Genomic DNA, 18,771 nt, shown 5'->3' with positions numbered 1-18,771 from the left:
GAGTTTTAAACCCAGCCCTACTTTGAGAATTATCAGAAAAGCGCTATTATACGTACATGGATTTACCCAGCTTTCTACAAGAATTAGATATTGATGCCTCTACTAAAGAAAAGCTGGTAGATATATATCGTTTGGCCGTTCCAATGGAAGAATTAAATAAATCTAAATACGTTAATGGCGAATACTTAAAAAATATTTTAGATAATTCAATCGAAAGTTTGGCGGAAATTTACTCGAAATCGACTTTCGACGTTAATTATATGTCAATATTTTTCCCGGCCATGTTCGATTTTCTGTGTAATGGCGAATACTTGAGAAACAGAGTGGTGAATTCTAATTGGATTTATTGTCCAATCGAAAAAAAGATCTTCTTCTCTTTTCTTAAGCAATGCCCTGATTGCTCTGTAAAGCGCGGTTTGCATAAAAGGATAGAGAAAGCTCAGCATAAGCCGAGTAGCCATCACATAGGTGAAATTTGTAATTCCACAACCATGCTAATCATTGACCAAATTGTTAAAAATAATGACAAAAATTTAAATAGTTATCTGATCTCCAAACAATCACACAATGTTGATTCCTTCGTATCTTCATCAGAAATATTAGTTTTAATGGAACTAAAATCATCTCCTATGGTTTCTTTTCCTTTAGAACTTGCTCTAGCCGACGGATTAACGGAAGATTTAGATGGAAATGTCAAATACATAGATGAGCATAAATTAGTGTCTGTTTCCAATTTGAAAGAAGATTTCAGATTATACTTTCCGAATATGAGTGCGGGTATCTCACTCGGCGGTGTTCGTCAAGATCCTTGGCCGCTGGATGTAATGGCTGACTGGATTAAGGTGCCTAAAAATTTGGCACAATTTCTCGAAGCTTGGCAGCAAATTTATGATGCATACATGACACAAAAGAGAGTAAGACGAGAAGGCAATATTAATCTCGCCTACTTATCCAATGGCTGGGGTGATGAAATTGATTCAAATAAGACCAAACCAGGACTCGGAAGAACAGATGATTTGAAAAAAGGTACGTATCAGATGATCAAATTTTCTGCCCAGTACGCCAGAAAGTCAGATCCGAATTTGGTGAAATATGCTTTGGTCTCAAATCTAGACCCCGCCACTCTTTTTGAAGAGTATTTAGCGGATATTATAAATTTATCGATAGTCGATAAAAATGAGATTAGTCCAATAGAAAAAGATCGCATGAAAGAAGAATTTGTTGATTATTTTGATAAATACTCGAAGATTCCTAAAGGTTCGCCTCTTAATATATTTGAAGCGGTCATTGCTATGAATAAACCAATGATTAACGATGAAAAGTTAAAAAGAATTTTTTCTTATGAAGGAATTTTTAGTAAAATTAAAGCCATGAGTGAATTACAAAAATGATTAATGCAATTGCGGTACTTCGTGACAACATTGTTGAGGATGGAGATATCCAATTGGCTTTGCTGGAGGTCAGTAGAATTACCGGAAGCAATGCTATTTTATTCGATAAAAATAATCATCAATACCAGACTATTGATGGAGATATCTTGGCTCTGGTAAACACTAGGCCAGGCAAGGCATTTGTCTCTTTCGCTGCTGAATCAGACAAAATCAAAAGTCTACTTGAAAAGAGTTCATTTTTGCAAGAAATCTTTCTATCAGACTCGATTGATTACATATATAAAACAAGCTTGCGGATTGGTTTTGAAGAAAAGGAAATATATTTCACAAACCTATTTTTGATAGAGTTTTTTGCATTCATTCATAATAAGATTGAAGTGAGTACGATTGAAGAGGCATTTGAAATTTTGATTCAAACATATACCGATACCAAAAAAAGAAAATTTAGAAATTTCAAAAAATCTAGTTTATATTTGAGTCACGATTTGCACGTATATAAAGGAAAATTTTTTCCTAGATTTGTTCGATCTCTTATAAATATATATAGCAATGAAGGAGATATTATTATTGATCCTTTTTGCGGAAGCGGCACTACAATGCTTGAAGCAGCTCTGCTGAATAGGATTTGCTATGGGATAGACATAGATCCAATGGCAGTAATGATATCCCAATACAAACTTTTGCCTAAATTAGTTAAACAAGTTTCGCCGAAAAGTGATATTGATTTCGGAAATATTTTAGGAGATGAATTAACAAATAAGATTCTAAGAAAAGATGTCAAGAATAATACTCAATATTTTAGTGAAATTACAGGAGATATTGAATTAATATATCGGAATTGCAATTCAATATACGACATTATTCTTTTAAGTGACGCACTGAATAAAAAAATAAAATATAGATACATTGGAATAGGTAATGGTAGATATACAGTAGAGTTACAAAAAAGAAAAATGAGTGAAAGATATTTCGCTAAGAAAAAAGAATTAGAATTAAACAGTACGGTAATTCATGGACTTGTGAACGATCAGAATACGGCTAGATTTATAACTCTGGGGGATGCCTCCGATATAAAAGTTTGGCCTAGCGAAAAATTTGATTTAATAATCACTAGCCCGCCATATCTTCCGGCATCCTCTGGGCGAGAGACTTACTACAGCACAAGAGCCGTGATCTACAATATTTTGGATCAAAACTCTTGCGATACTGATAGGGAGGTTGAGCCACTTATTAGAGCTGATTTACTTCGTATGAATACGTCTGCGGAGATACTGGCATACCTCTCTTCAAACAAAGGAGGAAATCCCCAAAAAGATGCTATGCGATTCGAGAGGAAGTACGAACCTACTATCACCTATCTGGCTATGATGATAAATTTTTTAAAGAATTCAGCAATCAGACTGAAGAGAGATGGCCGCTTAGTCTTAGTAGTTGCAAAACAACATATATTTTACTCATCCCAAACTCAGAAGATAGAATTCGTGTTGGATTCAGAGAAGCTATATACCGAGTTAGCAGCTTATTCCGGCCTGGAGTTAAAAGAATCTATCTCAATAAAATTAGATAAATCTCAAGCTGGTATAGATAAACCGCGTGGTAAGGATGAATATTCCGAAATAGTATTAGTATTCGCCGTCTCGGAAATTAGATAAATTCAAGCCCCCACCCAATCTTCCATCGGCGGGCAGCTACACACGAAGTTTCTGTCACCGTACACGTTGTCCACCCTATTCACCGAGGGCCAGTATTTCCACTGCTTCTGCGCGGCGCTGGGGAAGGCCCCCACTTCGCGGCTATAGGCCCGGTTCCACTCTGCGGCCAGCAGGTCTTCCTGCGTATGCGGCGCGTGCTTCAGCGGGCTGTCCTCGGCCTTGATCAGCCCGTCCTGAACCTCCTGAATCTCGCGGCGAATGCCCAGCATGGCGGCGATAAAGCGGTCCAACTCTGCCTTCGGCTCGCTCTCGGTGGGTTCAATCATCAGCGTGCCGGGAACCGGGAAACTCATGGTGGGGGCGTGGAACCCGTAGTCCATCAGCCGCTTGGCGATGTCCTCCTCGCTGATGCCGCTGTCGGCCTTCAGGGGCCGGATGTCAATGATGCACTCGTGCGCGATCCGCCCATTGCGCCCGCTGTACAGGATCGGGTACGCGCCCGCCAGTTTCTCGGCGATGTAATTGGCATTCAGCAGCGCCACGCCCGTGCTTTCGCGCAGGCCACGCGCCCCCAGCAGCCGGATGTACAGGTACGAGATCGGCAGAATGCTGGCGCTGCCATACGGCGCGGCGCTCACGGCCCCGGTGTGGCTGTCACTGGTGGGCATCACCGAGTGGTTGGGCAGGAACGGGGCCAGATGCGCCTTGACCCCAATCGGCCCCATGCCCGGCCCGCCGCCGCCGTGCGGAATGGCAAATGTTTTGTGCAGGTTTAGGTGGCTCACGTCGCTGCCGATCAGCCCCGGCTTGGCAACGCCCACCAGCGCGTTCATGTTCGCCCCGTCCAGATACACCTGCCCGCCGTGTGTGTGGATCAGGTCACAGACCTCGGTGACGTTGGCCTCGTAGACGCCGTGCGTGCTGGGGTAGGTGATCATCAGTGCGCCCAGGTTCTCGCTGTGCTGCTCGGCCTTGGCCTTCAGGTCATCAAAGTCAATGTTGCCCTCGGCGTCGGTCTTGACCACCACCACGCTCATGCCCATCATGGCCGCACTGGCGGGGTTGGTGCCGTGCGCGCTGGCCGGAATCAGGCAGACCGTGCGGTGGGTGTCCCCCCGGCTCTGGTGGTACTTGCGAATGGTCAGCAGGCCCGCGTACTCGCCCTGCGCGCCGCTGTTGGGCTGCATGGAGACGGCGTCATAACCCGTGATGTCGGCCAGCCAGCCTTCCAGCTCGGTCAGCATCTGCGCGTAGCCTTCGGTCTGGTTGGCAGGGGCAAACGGGTGCAAAGCCCCGAATTCCGGCCACGTCACCGGGATCATCTCGGCGGTGGCGTTCAGCTTCATGGTGCAACTGCCCAGCGGAATCATGCCGTGCGTCAGGCTGTAATCCTTGTTCTCCAGCGTCTTGAGATACCGCAACATGCCATGTTCGCTGTGGTGCGTGTTGAACGTGGGATGCGTCAGGTAGTCGGAGGTTCGCTTGAGGTTGGCGGGAATGCCGTCCACCGCTCCTGAATCCAGTTCCAGCACGTCCACCGCGTTTCCAGTGATCGCCTCAATCACGTCGGAGAGGTCAGCAACCGTGACCGTCTCATCCAGTGTGACGCCAGTCCGTTCGCCGTCGTACCGGAAGTTGATGCCCTTCGCCTCTGCCCGCTCCCGGATGGCTGCCGTGTCGCCCGTGAAGGTCAGCGTGTCAAAGAAGCTGTCGTTGACGGTCATGCCCGCGTCGCTCAGCGCCTTCGCCAGAATCCCGGCCATGCGGTGCGTGCGCTCGGCAATGGTGCGGACGCCTTCTGGCCCGTGGTACACGGCAAACGCCCCCGCCATATTCGCCAGCAGCGCCTGCGCCGTGCAGATGTTGGAGGTGGCCTTCTCGCGCCGGATGTGCTGCTCGCGCGTCTGCATCGCCATCCGCAGGGCCACCTTGCCCCGGCTGTCCTTGCTGACGCCGATCACGCGGCCCGGCATGGAACGCTCAAAACCCTTCTGGCACGCCAGGAACGCCGCGTGCGGCCCGCCGAAGCCCATCGGCACGCCAAAACGCTGGGCGCTGCCCACCACGATATCCGCGCCCTGCTCACCGGGAGGTGTCACCAGCGCGCAGGCCAGCAAATCGGTGGCGACGATCAGCGCCGCCCCCGCCGCGTGAACCTTCTCGGCCACGGGCGACAGGTCATGCAGCTCGCCGTGCGTGCTGGGAGACTGCGCCAGTACGCCGAACACGCCCTCGGGCAACTCGCCAGAGATGTTGCCCGTCACGATCTCAAACCCGAAGTATTCCGCCCGCGTCTGGATCACGCCCAACGTCTGCGGGTGAACGTCGTCGGCCACGAAGAACACGTTGCCCTTGCTCTTGCCGCTGCGCTTTGCCAGGGTCATGGCTTCCGCCGCCGCCGTCGCCTCGTCCAGCAGGCTGGCGTTGGACACGGGCATTCCGGTCAAGTCCATCACCATCTGCTGAAAGTTGAGCAGCATTTCCAGCCGCCCCTGCGAGATCTCAGCCTGATACGGCGTGTAGGCCGTGTACCAGCCCGGATTCTCCAGCATGTTGCGCCCGATGACCCCCGGCGTGTGCGTCCCCGCGTACCCCATCCCGATATAGCTGCGAAACACCTTGTTCTTCTGCGCCACGGCCTTCAAGTCGGCCAGTGCCTGCGCCTCGGTGACGCCCGGCCCCGCCGTCAGCTCGCCGTGAAACTGGATGGCCTCGGGCAGCGTGGTTTCAATCAGCTCGTCCAGGCTGCTCAGGCCCAGCGCGTCCAGCATCTGCGCCTGCTCCTGTTCGCTGGGGCCAATGTGGCGGCGGGTAAAGTCGTTGGTGTTCAGCAATTCGGATAGGGGACGGGTCATGGGGAACTCCTTGGAGGAAAAAAGGGGAAGGGAGAGGAAAAACCGTTCGCAGGGTGGGACGCTTCGGTTGACCCCCTCCCCGGCCCTCCCCCATAAAGAGGGAGGGAGAAAAGATAAAAAGATTTCAGATACTCAGTGTTTTGCTCCTCCCCACTCGTGGGGGAGGCTGGGACTCGCAGAGCTGCGAAGCAGAGGGGGGGCGTGTGACCAGCGAACCCGCCCCATCAATACTTTTACTCCGCCGACTCCGCGTACTTCTCGGCGTCCATCAAATCCGCGCTGGCCTCGGTCACGTCCATCTTGAACAGCCAGCCGCCTTCATACGGCGACTCGTTAACTTTCTCGGGATTGCTGCTCAGCTCGTCATTGATGGCGGTAATCGTGCCGCTGGCTGGGGCGTAGATGTCGCTGGCGGTCTTGACGGATTCCACCACGGCAATCGTGTCGCCCGCGCTGACCTCGCGGCCCACTTCGGGCAGCTCCACGTACACCACGTCGCCCAGTTGATCCTGCGCGAAGTCGGAAATGCCCACGGTGCCGTCGGGGGAAAGCCACTCGTGCGAGGCCGCGTACTTCAGTTCAGAGGGGGTATTCATGATTGATTCTCCTGTGGAATGGGGGGAAAGGATTGTAGGCGGGGGAACGTGCTGCGTTTTGAGTGCCGTATGTTTACGCGCCCCGGTAGAACGGCAGGCCAATTCTTTGCGCTGAGTGCCGTTTGCCACGCACTTCAACTTCAAAGCTATCGCTCTCGGCGTGGGCGGCGTCCACCAAGGCCATCGCAATCGGGTGGCCCAGCGTCGGGCTACTGCTGCCGCTGGTGACGACTCCAACCTGCACGTCGTCCGCGTAGACGGGATAGCCCTCGCGCACAGGCACGCGCTCCAGCTTCAGCCCGATCAGCTTTTGCAGCGGCGCAGCGGTGATGTGCGCGCGGCCCAGATGCTCTTTATCTTTGACCACCCAGGTATAGGTGCTGCTCAGCGGGTGAATGGTGTCGCTGAATTCGTGGCCGTACAGAGGGAATCCGGCCTCCAGCCGCAGCGTGTCGCGTGCGCCCAGCCCAGCGGGGGCAATGCCTGCTTCCAGCAGTTTGTCCCACAATGCCTCGGCCTGCACCGCCTCAATAAAGACTTCAAAACCGTCCTCGCCCGTGTACCCGGTGCGCGCCAGCATCACGTCAAAGCCGAACAACTTGGCGGCGAAGTAGGCGTTCTTCTTCTTCGCGGCCAGATCGGTGTCGGAAAACGGCTGGAGCAGTTCCACCGTCTTCGGCCCCTGAACAGCCAGCAGCGCCCACTGGTCCGACTCGTTGACGAGGTTCAGGTCATGCCCGGCCAGATGCTTCTGGAGGTGCGCCCAGTCCTTGTCAATGTTCCCGGCGTTCACCACCAGCAGGTATTCATCGGGGGCCACCATGTAGATGTAGATGTCGTCAATCAGGCCGCCCGCCTCGCCCGGCAGCCAGTTGTAGTGGGCGCGTCCGGGGCGCAGCTTGCTCACGTCGTTGGTGGTCACGCCCTGCAAGAAAGCCAGCGCGCCGGGGCCAGTCACGCGGAATTCCCCCATGTGCGACACGTCAAACATGCCCGCGCTGTTGCGAACGGCGTCGTGTTCGGCCTTGAGGCCCGCGTACTGCACGGGCATATCCCAGCCGCCGAAGGGCACCATCCGCGCCCCGGCCCGCAGGTGGGCGGCGTGCAGCGGCGTGCGCTTGAGCGTCGGCTCTGGCGTGCTTTCGGGGGTCTGGGTCACCCTGAAATGGTAGCCGAGTGAGGGGCAGAGCGTCCGGGCGTGCGGGACGGGTAGCCGTATTCAATCCACGACGTAGAAGGTTTCCAGCGTGACACGCTGCGGGAATTTGCGGATGAAGTCCACGGTACTCAGCGCCTGGGTGCGGTGGCAGGCGATGGCTTGCAATTTGCGGGTGATGTGTTCGGTCACGTCATGGCTCAGGTTCGGTGGCAGCCACTCGGCGCGCAGTTCCTCGTTCTCGGGGGGCGTTTCGCTGGCGTAGTACCACAGCACTGGGCGCTCATGCTCTGGCAGGCTGTCCCAGGCGGCCTTGACGGCGCGGTGGGTGGTGACGTGGTCCGGGTGGCCGTTGCTGCCGTTAGGCGGAAAGGTCAACACGGTTTCGGGCTTGTGGCGGGTCATGGCCTCGCGGGCCACTTCTATCAGCGCCTCTAACGGCTGGTCTTTCAGGTACTTGTCGGGAAAGGTGTGCTGCTCGTGGACACTGCCGGGGGTGGTGGTCAGGCCGATCACCTCCAGGCAGGCGGCCAGTTCCACCTCGCGCATCCGGGCCAGTTCCTCTGGTCCCTCGGCCAGTCCCAGGGTGCGGCCCGCCTCGCCGCGTGTCAGGGTGACCAGCCCGCAGCGGTGGCCCTCAGAAAGCAGATTCATCAGCGTGCCGGACGCGCCGTAGACCTCGTCGTCGGGGTGGGGGACGATGATCAGGAACTTCATCTGTGCGTCTGTCATGCCCGTCAGCATAAGCGTGCTGGCGGATGCGCGGCGCAATCGAGCGGGGTCACAATGCGAACATGACCCCTTCCACGCCACGGAACTTCACGCTGCGGGAATTCCGCAAACCCCAGGATTACGCCGCCGTGGCGGACGTGCTGAACGCCAGCAATCCGTCCTGGCCCCTCACGCCTGAGCTGCTCCAGACCTGGGACGAATCCCGCGATCCGGCGCTGTTCTATACCGAAGTGCTGGCCGAGTGCGGTGGGCGCGTCGTGGGTGCGGGCGGCATCGGCCACGACGATTTTGCCTTTGAAGAATGGCGTTACGGCGGCCAGATGGGGGTTCATCCGGACTTTCGCGGGCAGGGCATCGGCACAGCGCTACATGACGAATTGCTCCGGCGGGTGAAGGAGCGTGGGGCGCGTGAAATTCGCACCATGTCCAGCGACGAGCAGAGCGACGCGCCGGGCCGGGCTTTTCTGGAGAAGCGCGGCTACGTGGCGGCCTGGGAACGCTACGAGTCACGCCTGAATACGGTGGATGTAGACCTCTCGCGCTTTGACGATCTGCTGGCGGCGGTGGCCGCAGACGGCGTGGAATTCCGCTCTCTGACTGAACTTAAGGCCAATCCAGACCGGGACCGCTGGCTGTACGAACTGGACTGGGAACTGTTTCAGGACGTACCGATGGGCATGACCCTCACCAGACGCCCGCTGGAAGCCTGGGTCAAGCAGGAACTGGACGATCCCACGCTGGCCCCGGACCTTTCCTTCGTCGCCATCCGCCCCGAACTGAATGACCCGCTGACGGGTCCGTATATCGGCTACAGCACACTGGGGCGTAATCCATCGGGCTTCTATTACATCGGCATGACCGGGGTCAAGCGCGCGGACCGGGGCAAGGGCATTGCCAAAGCACTGAAGGTGGCGGCCATGCGTGGGCTGAACGCTCTGGACGGCGGTGAAATCCGCACCTTCAACGATCCGCCCAACGTCGCCATGATCGGCATGAACACGGCGCTGGGCTTCAAACGCACCTCCACCCGCTACCGCTACGAACTCAGGCTGGAAGAGGTGTGATACGGACTCCGATTGAATCGTTTGCAAAACGATGGAAATCCGAGCGGACGCGAGAAGGAGAAGAACGGGTTCCGGGCGTGGAGTTAACAGACCGGAGCTTTCCCGGTTTGTTAACGGAACAGACGGAATCCGTATGAGCCTCACTGTCCGCCCCATTCAGGACGGCGAGTGGGACGCTGCCGCCCGCGTTCTCTCCCTGGCCCAGCCGCACGAACCCTGGAGTGCCGAGGAACTGCAAAAGCGTGGGCAGGAGCAGGATGCGTGGGACTACACGTCGGGCGTGCTGGTGGCTGTGCTTGAAGGTGAACTGTGTGGAATGGCGGCCTACTCGCAGAATCCGGGCGCGTACCATCCCCAGCGGTACGTGCTGGAACTGGCTGTGGACCCCGCGCAGGGAGGCAAGGGCTTGGGCGGCGCATTGTGGACTGCCCTGGAAGCGGAGTTGCGTGGACACGGCGCGCAGGAGGTCCGCATTCTGGCCCGTGAGGACCATCCGGTGGCCCCCGGCTTTCTGGAACGCCGTGGCTTCACGGCAGGCAAACGCTATTTCACGGGTGTGCTGGACGTGACGGCTTTTGACGGCGCACTGTACCGTGATTTGCCCGGCAGGCTGGTTGCGCAGGGCGTCCGCATCCGCAGCCTTACGGAGTTGCGGGCGGCAGATACGCCCGATCTGGACGCCCGCCTGCACACCCTGATGTCCGATGTGCGCGGTGACGTGCCGCGCGACGATCCAGCCACGCCATTGAGCTTCCATGTCTTCAGGGACGCTGTACTGGATGATCCTGGTCTGCTGCCGGAAGGCTATCTGGTGGCGGAGGTCGGAGATGAATGGATCGGCCAGACCACCCTGTTCCGTAGCGAGGCTAGCCCTGACCTGTTCACGGGGCTGACCGGAGTGACGCGTGGATGGCGGGGCCGGGGTGTGGCAATGGCCCTTAAAGTGGCGGCCATTGGTGTGGCGCGTGATCTGGGTGCGCCCACCATCCGCACCGACAACGCCAGCGACAACGCACCCATGCTGCGTGTTAACGAACGCCTGGGCTTCGTGCGTGATCCGGCGACGGTCAGCCACCTGCGGAAGTTCTGACAGCTTGAGGAGAGAAGATAGGCTGTGACTGTCTGCTCTCTACTGATTGCTCCCACTGGCCCCCACCTATGCTGTTGAGCATTGACTGGGACGCCTATTCCGGCACGCGCGAGTTTGTCTTTGACGCCCCGATCTGGGGAACGCGCGATCTGGAGCATGACCGTCTGGAGGCGTGGCGAGAGCGTGTTCAGAAACGTGGCGGGGGAGACTGGGCCGCGCTGGCTGAAGATTTCCCCCTTTATCCCGGCTGGCAGGAGTTGGAGCAATACGCTGGACTTCCCGCTTTTGTTGCCCTCAGTCATGCGGACGCTTGGGGATGGCTGGAACGCTTTCTGGGGCGGGACGTGCTGAACATAGATTCCCACCATGACCTCGCCAGCTTCAGCGGAGATTCTGCCCGCGTGCGCCCCGGCAACTGGGTGGGCATGGGCCTGCGCGCGGGTTTGATTCGTCAGTACACCTGCGTGTATCCGCAGTGGCACGCCGAATTGCCCGTCGCGGAGGGCTTTGACCCGGACCGCACCCGCGCCGAACTGCTGCCCCTGCTGCCGCTGGAGGTGCTGGACCGCGTGAATCTGACTCGTGATCTGCCCCTGCCCCCTCCTGCTGAAGTGGAGGCCGTGCTATTGGTGCAATCCCCCGCCTGGACTAATCCCGCCCACGACGCGGAATTTCTGGCTCTCGCCCAGCGCCTGAACTGCGAAACATTGACTCAGCCGATGGGCCGTTTGCGGTTGGACCGTTAGACTTTTAGACGGTTGGACAGCCCCTCCCGCGCTAGCCTTCCAGACACCTATGTCACTGCCCCTGATCGTAAGCGCCGGAGAAGCCCTGACTGACCTCGTGACCGCTGGGGGGCTGTCTTGGACGGCGCATCCGGGTGGGGCGGGGTGGAACGTGGCGCGGGCCTGCGCTGCCTTGGGGGTTCCCAGCGCCTTTGCCGGAGCGGTGGGCCAGGATAACTTCGGGGACGATCTGTTCAGCGCCTCGGAACAAGCCGGGTTGGACCTGCGCTTTCTGCAACGGGTGCCCGCCCCCACGTTGATGGCCGTGGTCTACAGCGCCAACCCGCCCGCTTACCGCTTCCTGGGCGAGAACAGCGCCGATCTGCACTTTGACCCTGCAAAGCTGCCCGAAGGCTGGCTTCAGGCCGTCAAATGGCTGCATGTGGGCGGCATCAGCCTGAGCCGCTGGCCGCTGGCCGACACGCTGCTGGCACTGGTCAGGCAGGCAAAAGCCGCTGGCGTGAAGATCAGCTTTGACCCCAACGCCCGCATCACCCACAGCCACCCCGATTACCCGGCGGTGATGGAGCGCGTGGCCCGCAACTCGGACCTGCTGAAATTCAGCGACGAGGACCTGGGGTTCTTCTTTCCTGGCACCTCGGAGGCCGGGGCGCTACAAACTCTGCGCGGCTGGAATCCGCGTGCGCCCATTGTCATTACGCGCGGCTCGGCGGGGGCCAGCCTGTACCACGCGGCGGGCAGGGCCGACTTGCCCGCTTTTCCCGTGCGGGTGGCCGACACGGTGGGCGCGGGCGACGCCCTGTGCGCCGGGCTGCTGGTCTCGGCCACCGAACGCCCGGACGCGCTGTGGACCGAACATCTGGCGCTGGGCCTGAAAGCCGCCGCCGCCGCCTGTGCCCATGCTGGAGCCTACGCACCCACGCGGGCGGATGTGGACGCACTGGAGTCATCCGCTCAGTCCTGATTTTTCGGTCAGATGGTGGAAGGCAGATTCAGCTCACGATCACGGCGTCGTCCTGCTCGGCCATCATGCGCAGGAAGGCGTCCACATACTGCGGATCGAATTGTCGCCCGGCCTGGGCACGGATCTCAGCCATGGCGCGTTCGCGGGTCCAGGCGAGCTTGTAAGGACGGGCGTTGGTCAGGGCGTCATACACGTCGACAATCGAGAACACGCGGGCCGTTTCGGGGATGTTCTGGCCGCGCAGACTGGCGGGATAGCCGGTGCCGTCCCAGCGCTCGTGGTGGTAGCGCACCAGATCCAGCGTCTCGGCGGGCAGGAAGTGCAGGTCCTGGAGCATCTCGTAGCCGATGGTGGTGTGGGTCTGGATCACCTGCCGCTCGCCGGGGTCCAGCGGCCCGCGCTTGTGCAGGATCTGATCGGGAATGGCCAGTTTGCCCAGGTCGTGCAAGTACGCGCCCCAGCGCAGCGCCCGCACCTGTTCCTCGTCCCAGCCCAGGCGGCGGGCCAGACGCAGGCTCATACTGACCACGCGGGTGGTGTGGCCGCCGGTGTCGTCGTCGCGGCGTTCCAGGGCCGCGCCCAGCGAGCGCAGGGTCAGGTCGTTGGCGTCACGCAGCTCGCGGATGGCGCTCAATTGCCCCAGTTGCGCGCCCAGTAGCCGGGCGAAGGAGGCCACCACCGAGGTTTCTTCCTCATCGAAGTCCACGTCGGTGTTGCGGGTCAGGATCAGCACGCCCAGGTGGTTGGAGGCCCGCCCGTACACCGGGGCCACATGGTAGCGGCGGCGCTGCGGCTTTTTCAGCAGGTCCAGCGCTTCCTCGGCCACCCAGTGGTCTGCCTGGACGCTGCGGCTGTCGTTGTGGCTGGGGTGGATCGGGCGTTCCAGCAGCGCCTCGTAGGCTCCCTTGGCGGCCAGGATGTACGGCGTGCCCTGGCGGTAGGCCACGAAGGCCAGATTGGGCGCAACCTTCAGCGTACTCAGGATACCGATGCCGGCGCGGATGATGGCCTGCTCGTCACGGGCCTCGGCCAGCCGCTCGCTGCCGTTGCGGAGCGCCACCACGGTATTGCGCTGCCACTCCAGTTCGCGCTCGGTGCCCTGTTCGCGCAGGATGATATAGCCCAGACCGCCGATCATCAGCAGCGCACCTAGTAACTCCTGCACCGTCGCGGTGTGACCCGGCAGTACCAGCGAGGCCACGAAGGCCACCACATAGAGCAGCAACGCCGCCCAGCGCCACGCCATCCCCAGGGACCAGGCCCCGATGATGAGCAGCACGCCCGCACCGGCCATCAGACCCGGATAATGACCGTAGGACGCGTAACCCACGGTCCCGGTTCCCAGTAGCAGCAGCAAGTAAGACCAGAGGCTGGGAAAAGACACCTCAAAAGTCTAGCACCGACATTCTTACAAATTTAATGTTTTCGCGGTCGTTCTCAACCAGTGAAAAGCATCCCCTGGATGGGGGCAATGTGGCCTGTCAACCCGCTGCCTCTGTCCAGAACAAGACCCGAAACGGCGGCGCTCGGAGGCCGGTTCTGAAGTCTGGGTCTGAGATTGCGTTATTGCGAATACCCAGACAATCTCCACCCACTGCCGTGTTTTTAGTCAAAACTGGGATTGACTGATCCTGAATCTTTATATCTTTTCTGAAGTCTTTGTGGGATATCCGGGTCCGAACGTTCAGAGCCGAATTTAAACAGGGTCGAATTTGAACTGGTCTCGAGAGCTTATGGCTGCTTGACGGCAGTACTCTCTGCATTCAGACTTTTCAGTTCAAACTGTTGAGAATCCTCAGTCCAGATCAACAGCCCACCACGCCTCGCGCTGGGCGGCCAGGCGGGCGCGGGGATCGCCGATGGTGTCCAGGGCGCGGGCCAGGCCCTGCCAGTCCAGCTCGCTCATGGGATCGATGGCCAGGGCGCGCTGGTGAAACTGGGCGGCGTCCTTGGACCGACCCGCCTCGGTGGCGGCGCGGGCGGCCAGACTGAGGACGCTCATCTGCTTTTGCTCCAGCCGGGAGCGCACGTCGTCCACCCAGGGGCTGTCTGCGCCGGGCAGAAAGGTGCCGTACTGACTGGTCAGCTCGCGCATTTCTTCCAAGCCCAGGCTGCCGTGTTCGGCCTGTGTCGCCAGCAGTTCGAAGCGGTACACGTCGTATTCGGGATTCAGATCGCCCGCCAGCGCGTAGCGGCGGTTGGCGCTGACCACGGTTTCGCTGCTCAGGCTGCGGCGCAGGCGGTGCAGGGTGGTGTGAAACAGACTGCTTGCACGCGCCTCGTCCTTTTCCGGCCACAGCGCCTCGGCGGCCTCCCAACTGGTGACCTCCTTGTGTTCCAGTAAAAAGAAGAACAGTTCCAGCGCCTTGCGGCTGACCCACGACACCGCCGCGCCCTGCCAGACCACCTGCGCGGTGCCCAGCGCCTTGGCCTGCATCCCGCCCTCGGCCTGCACGTTCAGGCCCGCGCGGCGCAGGCGGGCGTCGATGGCCACGGTCAGGTCCTGCGGGGTAAACGGCTTGGGCAGGTAGTCGTCTGCACCCAGGTTCATGCCCCGGCGCACATCGCCGCGCTCGGCGTGGCTGCTCAGGAGCATGAAGGGAATGGCCGAGAGATGCTCGTGTTCGCGCATCTTTTCCAGGAATTCCAGACCCGTCATGTACGGCATCACCACGTCGCTGATCACCAGATCCGGGGTGAAGACCTTGAGGAGTTCCAGCGCTTCCACGGGATGGTTGCTGGTGCGCACCTCATGCCCGGCGCGGCTGAGGATCACGCTGACGAGTTTGAGGATGGCGGCGTCGTCATCCACCACGAGAATCCGGGGCATATGGGCGATTCTAACAGAAGGGTGAGGGCAGCATGGATGAAAGTAGACAAAGCTTCATCGACGGGGCCAGCGGAGGCAGTTCTGATCGACTGGGAGAATGAAAAACTCGCAGCCTCTTCCTCGAAGTACAGGACCTGATCTGCGAATGACCCTGGCTATGCTGCTGCCCAGGCAGTCCGGTCCTGCCTGAAAAACGGCTGTGGGATGCGCTGCTAGCCGTCCGGGTGGCGTGGGACTGGGCGCATTTCCGTCTCCCGGTCCTGTGCATTGCATGACATCCTGTGCATTACTCTGCGAACCATGACCCAATCCATGACCATCATCCAGGCCCAGGTCATCACCCAGGACCGCGCCCAGCCGCGTGCCGAGGCCGTACTGGTGGGCGGCGGGCGCGTGCTGGCCGTGGGCCAGGCGGCGGACCTGCGGGCGCTGGCCCCACGCGCCGAGGTTCTCGATCACCGTGACCTGATCCTGACGCCGGGGTTGTGCGACGCCCATACGCACCTGGTGGCCTACGGGTTCTCGCTGTCGCAGATCAACCTGCACGGCGCACGCAGCGTCTCCGAGGTGCAGGCCCGGGTGGCGCAGGTGGCGATGAACACCCCCGCCGGAACCTGGATTCGTGGCGGCGGCTTTCTGCTCTCGGAACTGGGACTGAATGGCTATCCGACGGCAGCCCTGCTGGACGAGGTCAGCCCCCACCACCCGGTGCAACTCTTCTCGCGCGATCTGCATATGACCTGGGTGAACAGCGCCGCCCTGCGCGCCGCCGGAATCACGCTGGAGACCCCGAACCCGGAGGGCGGCCAGATTGTTCATCCTCTGGGCTGCCTGCTGGAACACGCCAGCGGGTTGGTCTCTGCCGTGATGCCCGCCCCCAGCGAGGCCGAGTATCTGAAGGCGGCGAAAGCCGGGGCCGATGATCTGGCCTCGCGCGGGTATGTCAGCACGCACACGATGGCCTACGAGTCGCCCGATGCCCCCCGAGCCATCCAGATGCTGGCGGCGCGCGGCGAGCTGCCGCTGAGAATCTGGGCCTGCCTGCCGCACACCCGCCTAGATGCGGCCCGCGAACTGGGCATCGGCTCCGGCGGCAGTGGACTGTTCCAGTGGGGCGGCGTCAAATTCTTTGCGGACGGCGCGCTGGGCAGCCGTACCGCGTGGCTGCACGCCCCCGGTTTTGCCGACGGTTCCGGAACTGGCATTGCCCTGGATCCCCCGGAACTGATCCGCGAGCGCGGGCTGGAGGCCATTGCCCTAGGCCTCACCCCCGTGACCCACGCCATCGGGGACCGGGCCAATACTGAGGTGCTGAACGTCTACGACGATCTGCGTGCCGCCGCCGAGGCAAAGGGCATCCGCCTGAGAATCGAGCATTCCCAGCATCTGCGCCCCGAGGACATTGCGCGTCACAAAGGCTTCGTGTGCAGCGTGCAGCCCATCCACCTTCAGGCCGACGCGCCGATGATCCGCGAACTGATGCCGCATCTGGCAGACGGCAGTTATGCTTTCAAGTCCCTGATGGACGCCGGGGCGATTCTGGCCTTCGGCAGCGACGCCCCGGTGGCGGCCCCCGATCCACGCGCCAGTTTTGCCGCTGCGATCACCCGCGTGGACGACAGCGGCGGACGGCTGGCCCCGAACGAGGCCATGACCGTGGAGGACGTGCTGTGGGCGCACACGCGCGGCCCGGCGGTGGCGGCGGGTTGGGACGACGAGGGCCACATCCGCCCCGGCGCACGCGCGGCCTTTACGCTCTGGGACAAGCTGGGCGGCAACGCGCGGGCGCTGGTGTTTTAGCGATTCAGCCCAGCGGAGCCAGTTTCAGCGTGACGGTGTGCATTCGCCCCTCGCCCGCGCCGCCGCCGAATTTGCCGATGTACAGGCTGCCGTCTTCCTGCACCGCCACCGCGAAGACCAGTTGGCCGCCCACCGAGCGAAACGGCAGTGCGCCCGAAAGCTGTTCCCACGCCCCGGCCCCGATTCGCAGGGCGTTGATGCCCGCGATGAGCTGATAGGGCAGGTCCATGGGCAGCGATTCCGGGGCGAAGCTTTTTTGCACGGGCCTCCGCTCCCAGCACAGCGAGAGGATCTGGGTCTGGGCGCTGGTTTCCTGGCCCTCTACCGTGATCAGCCGCCACTCGAAGCCGCCGCCCGCTTTCTGGGACAGCACCGTTTTCAGCTCCAGCTCGATGTGCTGCACCACCAGCGCGCTGGGATCGCCGCCCTCCTCCCCAAAATCCTGGGCGACACTGGCCTGTACCGCCGTCACAAATTCCAGCACCGACACGGCCCTGTTGGGCATATTTCTCCCCCGGCGCAGTCTCAGAGAAGACGGGGCGCGGGGGCCGGAAACTGCGGGCGGAACCGTGCCGTTCGTTCCTGCGCTTGCCAGCGATCTGTAAGCGTGGAAACGATCTGGAACCAGTGTACGCCTGCGCTCCGGCAGGGCCTTGGTTATACGGATTCCGTCTATTTCGTACAGAAATCGGGACAGCGCCGATTCCTGCACTCCATGCCTGGCACCCGTTTTTCTCCCACTCACTTCGTTCGGATTTTCAGGTGTTTCCAACACCTTTCAATCGAAGTCCGTGTTATTCCTCGTCCTCGTCTTCCGGCATGTCGGCGTTGGAATACACGTTCTGCACGTCGTCCAGTTCTTCCAGCGCGTCGATGATGACCAGCAGTTTGCGGACGTCGTCGCCCTCCACGGTGACCAGCACGTTGGGAATCATGGTCAGGGCCGCGTTCTCGATCTCGTAGCCCGCGCCGCTTAGGGCCTCCTGCACGGCGTACAAGTCGGCGGGTCCGGTGCTGATTTCCAGCCCCTCTTCAGATTCCTGGATGTCCTCCGCGCCGTTCTCGATGGCGATTTCCTGCACGGCCTCGGCGGTGTCGCGCAGCAGCAGCACGCCTTTTTTCTCGAACTGCCACGCCACACTGCCGCTGGTGCCCAGGGACCCGCCACGCTTGTTGAACACAGAGCGAATGTCGGCCACGGTGCGGTTGACGTTATCCGTCAGCGCCTCGATAAAGATGGCCGTGCCGCCGGGGCCGTAGCCCTCGTAGGTCACTTCCTTGAATTCGGCGGCCCCGGCTTCCGCGCCCAGCGCCCGTTTGACGGCGTTTTCAATGTTGTCTATCGGCACGGTGTCGGTCTTGGCCGCCGCAATCGCGTTTTTCAGAGACAGGTTGCCCGCCGGGTCGCCGCCGCCGCCGGAGCGCACCGCCGCCCCGATGGCGCGGATGTGCTTGCTGTACATCGCGCTGCGCTTCTTGTCGTTCGCGCCTTTCTTGCGCTTGATCTGGGACCATTTGCTGTGACCTGCCATATGGCAGATTCTAACGCCAGAGGCCCGGCGCGGTAGACTGCGCGGGTCCGGTGACGGGCGGGATGCATGACAAGTAGGCAGATGACCGGGGCGATACGTTGGCCCACAACCTTAACTCCTCAAAAGAAAAGGAAGTGGCCGGACGCCCTGGTTGCACAGGGTGTCCGGCCCGGTAAAACTATGCCTGAACAGCATCAGTCTACCAGCAGGCGCAGACGTTAAAGAAACCCCTCAGTCTGCTTCGCAGCCAGCTCCCCTCAAAAGGGAGCCAAGGAGCGCAAAAGACCGTCTAGAATAGGAATCTCCTTGCCTCCCTTCTAAGGGGAGGTGGCGCGGAGCGCCGGAGGGGTTAAACCGTCGCAG

The 18,771-nt window shown here is 59.5% G+C and carries 15 protein-coding genes; 7 read left to right on the top strand and 8 right to left on the bottom strand.

Going from position 1 to position 18,771, the window contains the following annotated elements; translation table 11 throughout:
• Positions 1-56 precede the first annotated feature (56 nt).
• Positions 57-1,391: a hypothetical protein gene (locus DAAJ005_RS15820; protein WP_151847945.1), complete on the top strand. Its 1,335-nt coding sequence runs from the start codon at positions 57-59 to the stop codon at positions 1,389-1,391.
• A complete protein-coding gene (locus DAAJ005_RS15815) occupies positions 1,388-3,043 on the top strand; it encodes a TRM11 family methyltransferase (RefSeq protein WP_151847944.1) in 1,656 nt (551 codons plus the stop codon). Before DAAJ005_RS15820 ends, DAAJ005_RS15815 begins: the two co-directional genes overlap by 4 nt.
• Before the next feature lie 2 nt (positions 3,044-3,045).
• On the opposite strand, the gene gcvP is transcribed toward DAAJ005_RS15815, so the two are convergent.
• The 4 genes from gcvP to DAAJ005_RS15795 all read right to left on the bottom strand — a co-directional run bounded on the left by gcvP (position 3,046) and on the right by DAAJ005_RS15795 (position 8,382).
• Positions 3,046-5,898, bottom strand: a complete 2,853-nt coding sequence (gene gcvP, locus DAAJ005_RS15810) for an aminomethyl-transferring glycine dehydrogenase (protein WP_151847943.1) — start codon at positions 5,896-5,898, stop codon at positions 3,046-3,048.
• A gap of 233 nt (positions 5,899-6,131) precedes the next feature.
• Positions 6,132-6,494 (bottom strand): glycine cleavage system protein GcvH, encoded by a 363-nt coding sequence (gcvH, locus tag DAAJ005_RS15805; protein ID WP_192930803.1) that lies wholly within the window; start codon positions 6,492-6,494, stop codon positions 6,132-6,134.
• A gap of 73 nt (positions 6,495-6,567) precedes the next feature.
• The gene (gene gcvT / locus DAAJ005_RS15800; protein WP_370519828.1) at positions 6,568-7,569 is read right to left on the bottom strand and encodes a glycine cleavage system aminomethyltransferase GcvT; all 1,002 of its coding nucleotides are present in this window, start codon (positions 7,567-7,569) and stop codon (positions 6,568-6,570) included.
• A 144-nt stretch (positions 7,570-7,713) separates the two neighbouring features.
• Entirely contained in the window at positions 7,714-8,382 is a 669-nt protein-coding gene (locus tag DAAJ005_RS15795; protein ID WP_192930802.1) for a PIG-L deacetylase family protein, read from the bottom strand.
• A gap of 62 nt (positions 8,383-8,444) precedes the next feature.
• Between DAAJ005_RS15795 and DAAJ005_RS15790 the strand changes: the two genes are divergently transcribed.
• The 4 genes from DAAJ005_RS15790 (at position 8,445) to DAAJ005_RS15775 (ending at position 12,246) form a co-directional block, all read left to right on the top strand.
• On the top strand, positions 8,445-9,446 hold the full coding sequence (locus DAAJ005_RS15790; RefSeq protein WP_151847940.1) for a GNAT family N-acetyltransferase: 1,002 nt from the start codon (positions 8,445-8,447) through the stop codon (positions 9,444-9,446).
• 133 nt (positions 9,447-9,579) lie between these two features.
• On the top strand, positions 9,580-10,536 hold the full coding sequence (locus tag DAAJ005_RS15785; RefSeq protein WP_151847939.1) for a GNAT family N-acetyltransferase: 957 nt from the start codon (positions 9,580-9,582) through the stop codon (positions 10,534-10,536).
• A 68-nt stretch (positions 10,537-10,604) separates the two neighbouring features.
• Entirely contained in the window at positions 10,605-11,282 is a 678-nt protein-coding gene (locus tag DAAJ005_RS15780; protein WP_151847938.1) for an arginase, read from the top strand.
• Positions 11,283-11,331: 49 nt separating this feature from the next.
• Positions 11,332-12,246: a carbohydrate kinase gene (locus DAAJ005_RS15775; protein WP_151847937.1), complete on the top strand. Its 915-nt coding sequence runs from the start codon at positions 11,332-11,334 to the stop codon at positions 12,244-12,246.
• A gap of 28 nt (positions 12,247-12,274) precedes the next feature.
• Here the strand turns inward: DAAJ005_RS15775 and DAAJ005_RS15770 are convergent, their stop codons facing one another.
• Positions 12,275-13,630 (bottom strand): HD-GYP domain-containing protein, encoded by a 1,356-nt coding sequence (locus tag DAAJ005_RS15770; RefSeq protein WP_370519731.1) that lies wholly within the window; start codon positions 13,628-13,630, stop codon positions 12,275-12,277.
• 411 nt (positions 13,631-14,041) lie between these two features.
• On the bottom strand, positions 14,042-15,076 hold the full coding sequence (locus DAAJ005_RS15765) for a response regulator (protein ID WP_029483932.1): 1,035 nt from the start codon (positions 15,074-15,076) through the stop codon (positions 14,042-14,044).
• A 300-nt stretch (positions 15,077-15,376) separates the two neighbouring features.
• On the opposite strand from DAAJ005_RS15765, the gene DAAJ005_RS15760 reads away from it, so the two are divergent.
• Positions 15,377-16,876, top strand: coding sequence for an amidohydrolase (locus DAAJ005_RS15760; RefSeq protein WP_151847936.1), 1,500 nt, complete (start codon positions 15,377-15,379; stop codon positions 16,874-16,876).
• 4 nt (positions 16,877-16,880) lie between these two features.
• On the opposite strand, the gene DAAJ005_RS15755 is transcribed toward DAAJ005_RS15760, so the two are convergent.
• Both DAAJ005_RS15755 and DAAJ005_RS15750 read right to left on the bottom strand, forming a co-directional pair.
• Positions 16,881-17,381: a trypco2 family protein gene (locus tag DAAJ005_RS15755; protein ID WP_151847935.1), complete on the bottom strand. Its 501-nt coding sequence runs from the start codon at positions 17,379-17,381 to the stop codon at positions 16,881-16,883.
• 289 nt (positions 17,382-17,670) lie between these two features.
• A complete protein-coding gene (locus tag DAAJ005_RS15750; RefSeq protein WP_151847934.1) occupies positions 17,671-18,408 on the bottom strand; it encodes a YebC/PmpR family DNA-binding transcriptional regulator in 738 nt (245 codons plus the stop codon).
• Between the last annotated feature and the right edge of the window lie 363 nt (positions 18,409-18,771).

The sequence above is a fragment of the Deinococcus sp. AJ005 genome (assembly GCF_009017495.1).
Lineage (GTDB): Bacteria > Deinococcota > Deinococci > Deinococcales > Deinococcaceae > Deinococcus.
Note: the sequence above shows the minus strand (reverse complement) of the source record. Positions and strands in the feature narration are given on the sequence as shown.

Coding starts and splice junctions, on each gene's coding strand:
- DAAJ005_RS15820 (WP_151847945.1), top strand. CDS start 57: ATGGATTTACCCAGCTTTCTACAAGAATTAGATATTGATGCCTCTACT.
- DAAJ005_RS15815 (WP_151847944.1), top strand. CDS start 1,388: ATGATTAATGCAATTGCGGTACTTCGTGACAACATTGTTGAGGATGGA.
- gcvP (WP_151847943.1), bottom strand. CDS start 5,898: ATGACCCGTCCCCTATCCGAATTGCTGAACACCAACGACTTTACCCGC.
- gcvH (WP_192930803.1), bottom strand. CDS start 6,494: ATGAATACCCCCTCTGAACTGAAGTACGCGGCCTCGCACGAGTGGCTT.
- gcvT (WP_370519828.1), bottom strand. CDS start 7,569: ATGGTGCCCTTCGGCGGCTGGGATATGCCCGTGCAGTACGCGGGCCTC.
- DAAJ005_RS15795 (WP_192930802.1), bottom strand. CDS start 8,382: ATGACAGACGCACAGATGAAGTTCCTGATCATCGTCCCCCACCCCGAC.
- DAAJ005_RS15790 (WP_151847940.1), top strand. CDS start 8,445: ATGACCCCTTCCACGCCACGGAACTTCACGCTGCGGGAATTCCGCAAA.
- DAAJ005_RS15785 (WP_151847939.1), top strand. CDS start 9,580: ATGAGCCTCACTGTCCGCCCCATTCAGGACGGCGAGTGGGACGCTGCC.
- DAAJ005_RS15780 (WP_151847938.1), top strand. CDS start 10,605: ATGCTGTTGAGCATTGACTGGGACGCCTATTCCGGCACGCGCGAGTTT.
- DAAJ005_RS15775 (WP_151847937.1), top strand. CDS start 11,332: ATGTCACTGCCCCTGATCGTAAGCGCCGGAGAAGCCCTGACTGACCTC.
- DAAJ005_RS15765 (WP_029483932.1), bottom strand. CDS start 15,076: ATGCCCCGGATTCTCGTGGTGGATGACGACGCCGCCATCCTCAAACTC.
- DAAJ005_RS15760 (WP_151847936.1), top strand. CDS start 15,377: ATGACCCAATCCATGACCATCATCCAGGCCCAGGTCATCACCCAGGAC.
- DAAJ005_RS15755 (WP_151847935.1), bottom strand. CDS start 17,381: ATGCCCAACAGGGCCGTGTCGGTGCTGGAATTTGTGACGGCGGTACAG.
- DAAJ005_RS15750 (WP_151847934.1), bottom strand. CDS start 18,408: ATGGCAGGTCACAGCAAATGGTCCCAGATCAAGCGCAAGAAAGGCGCG.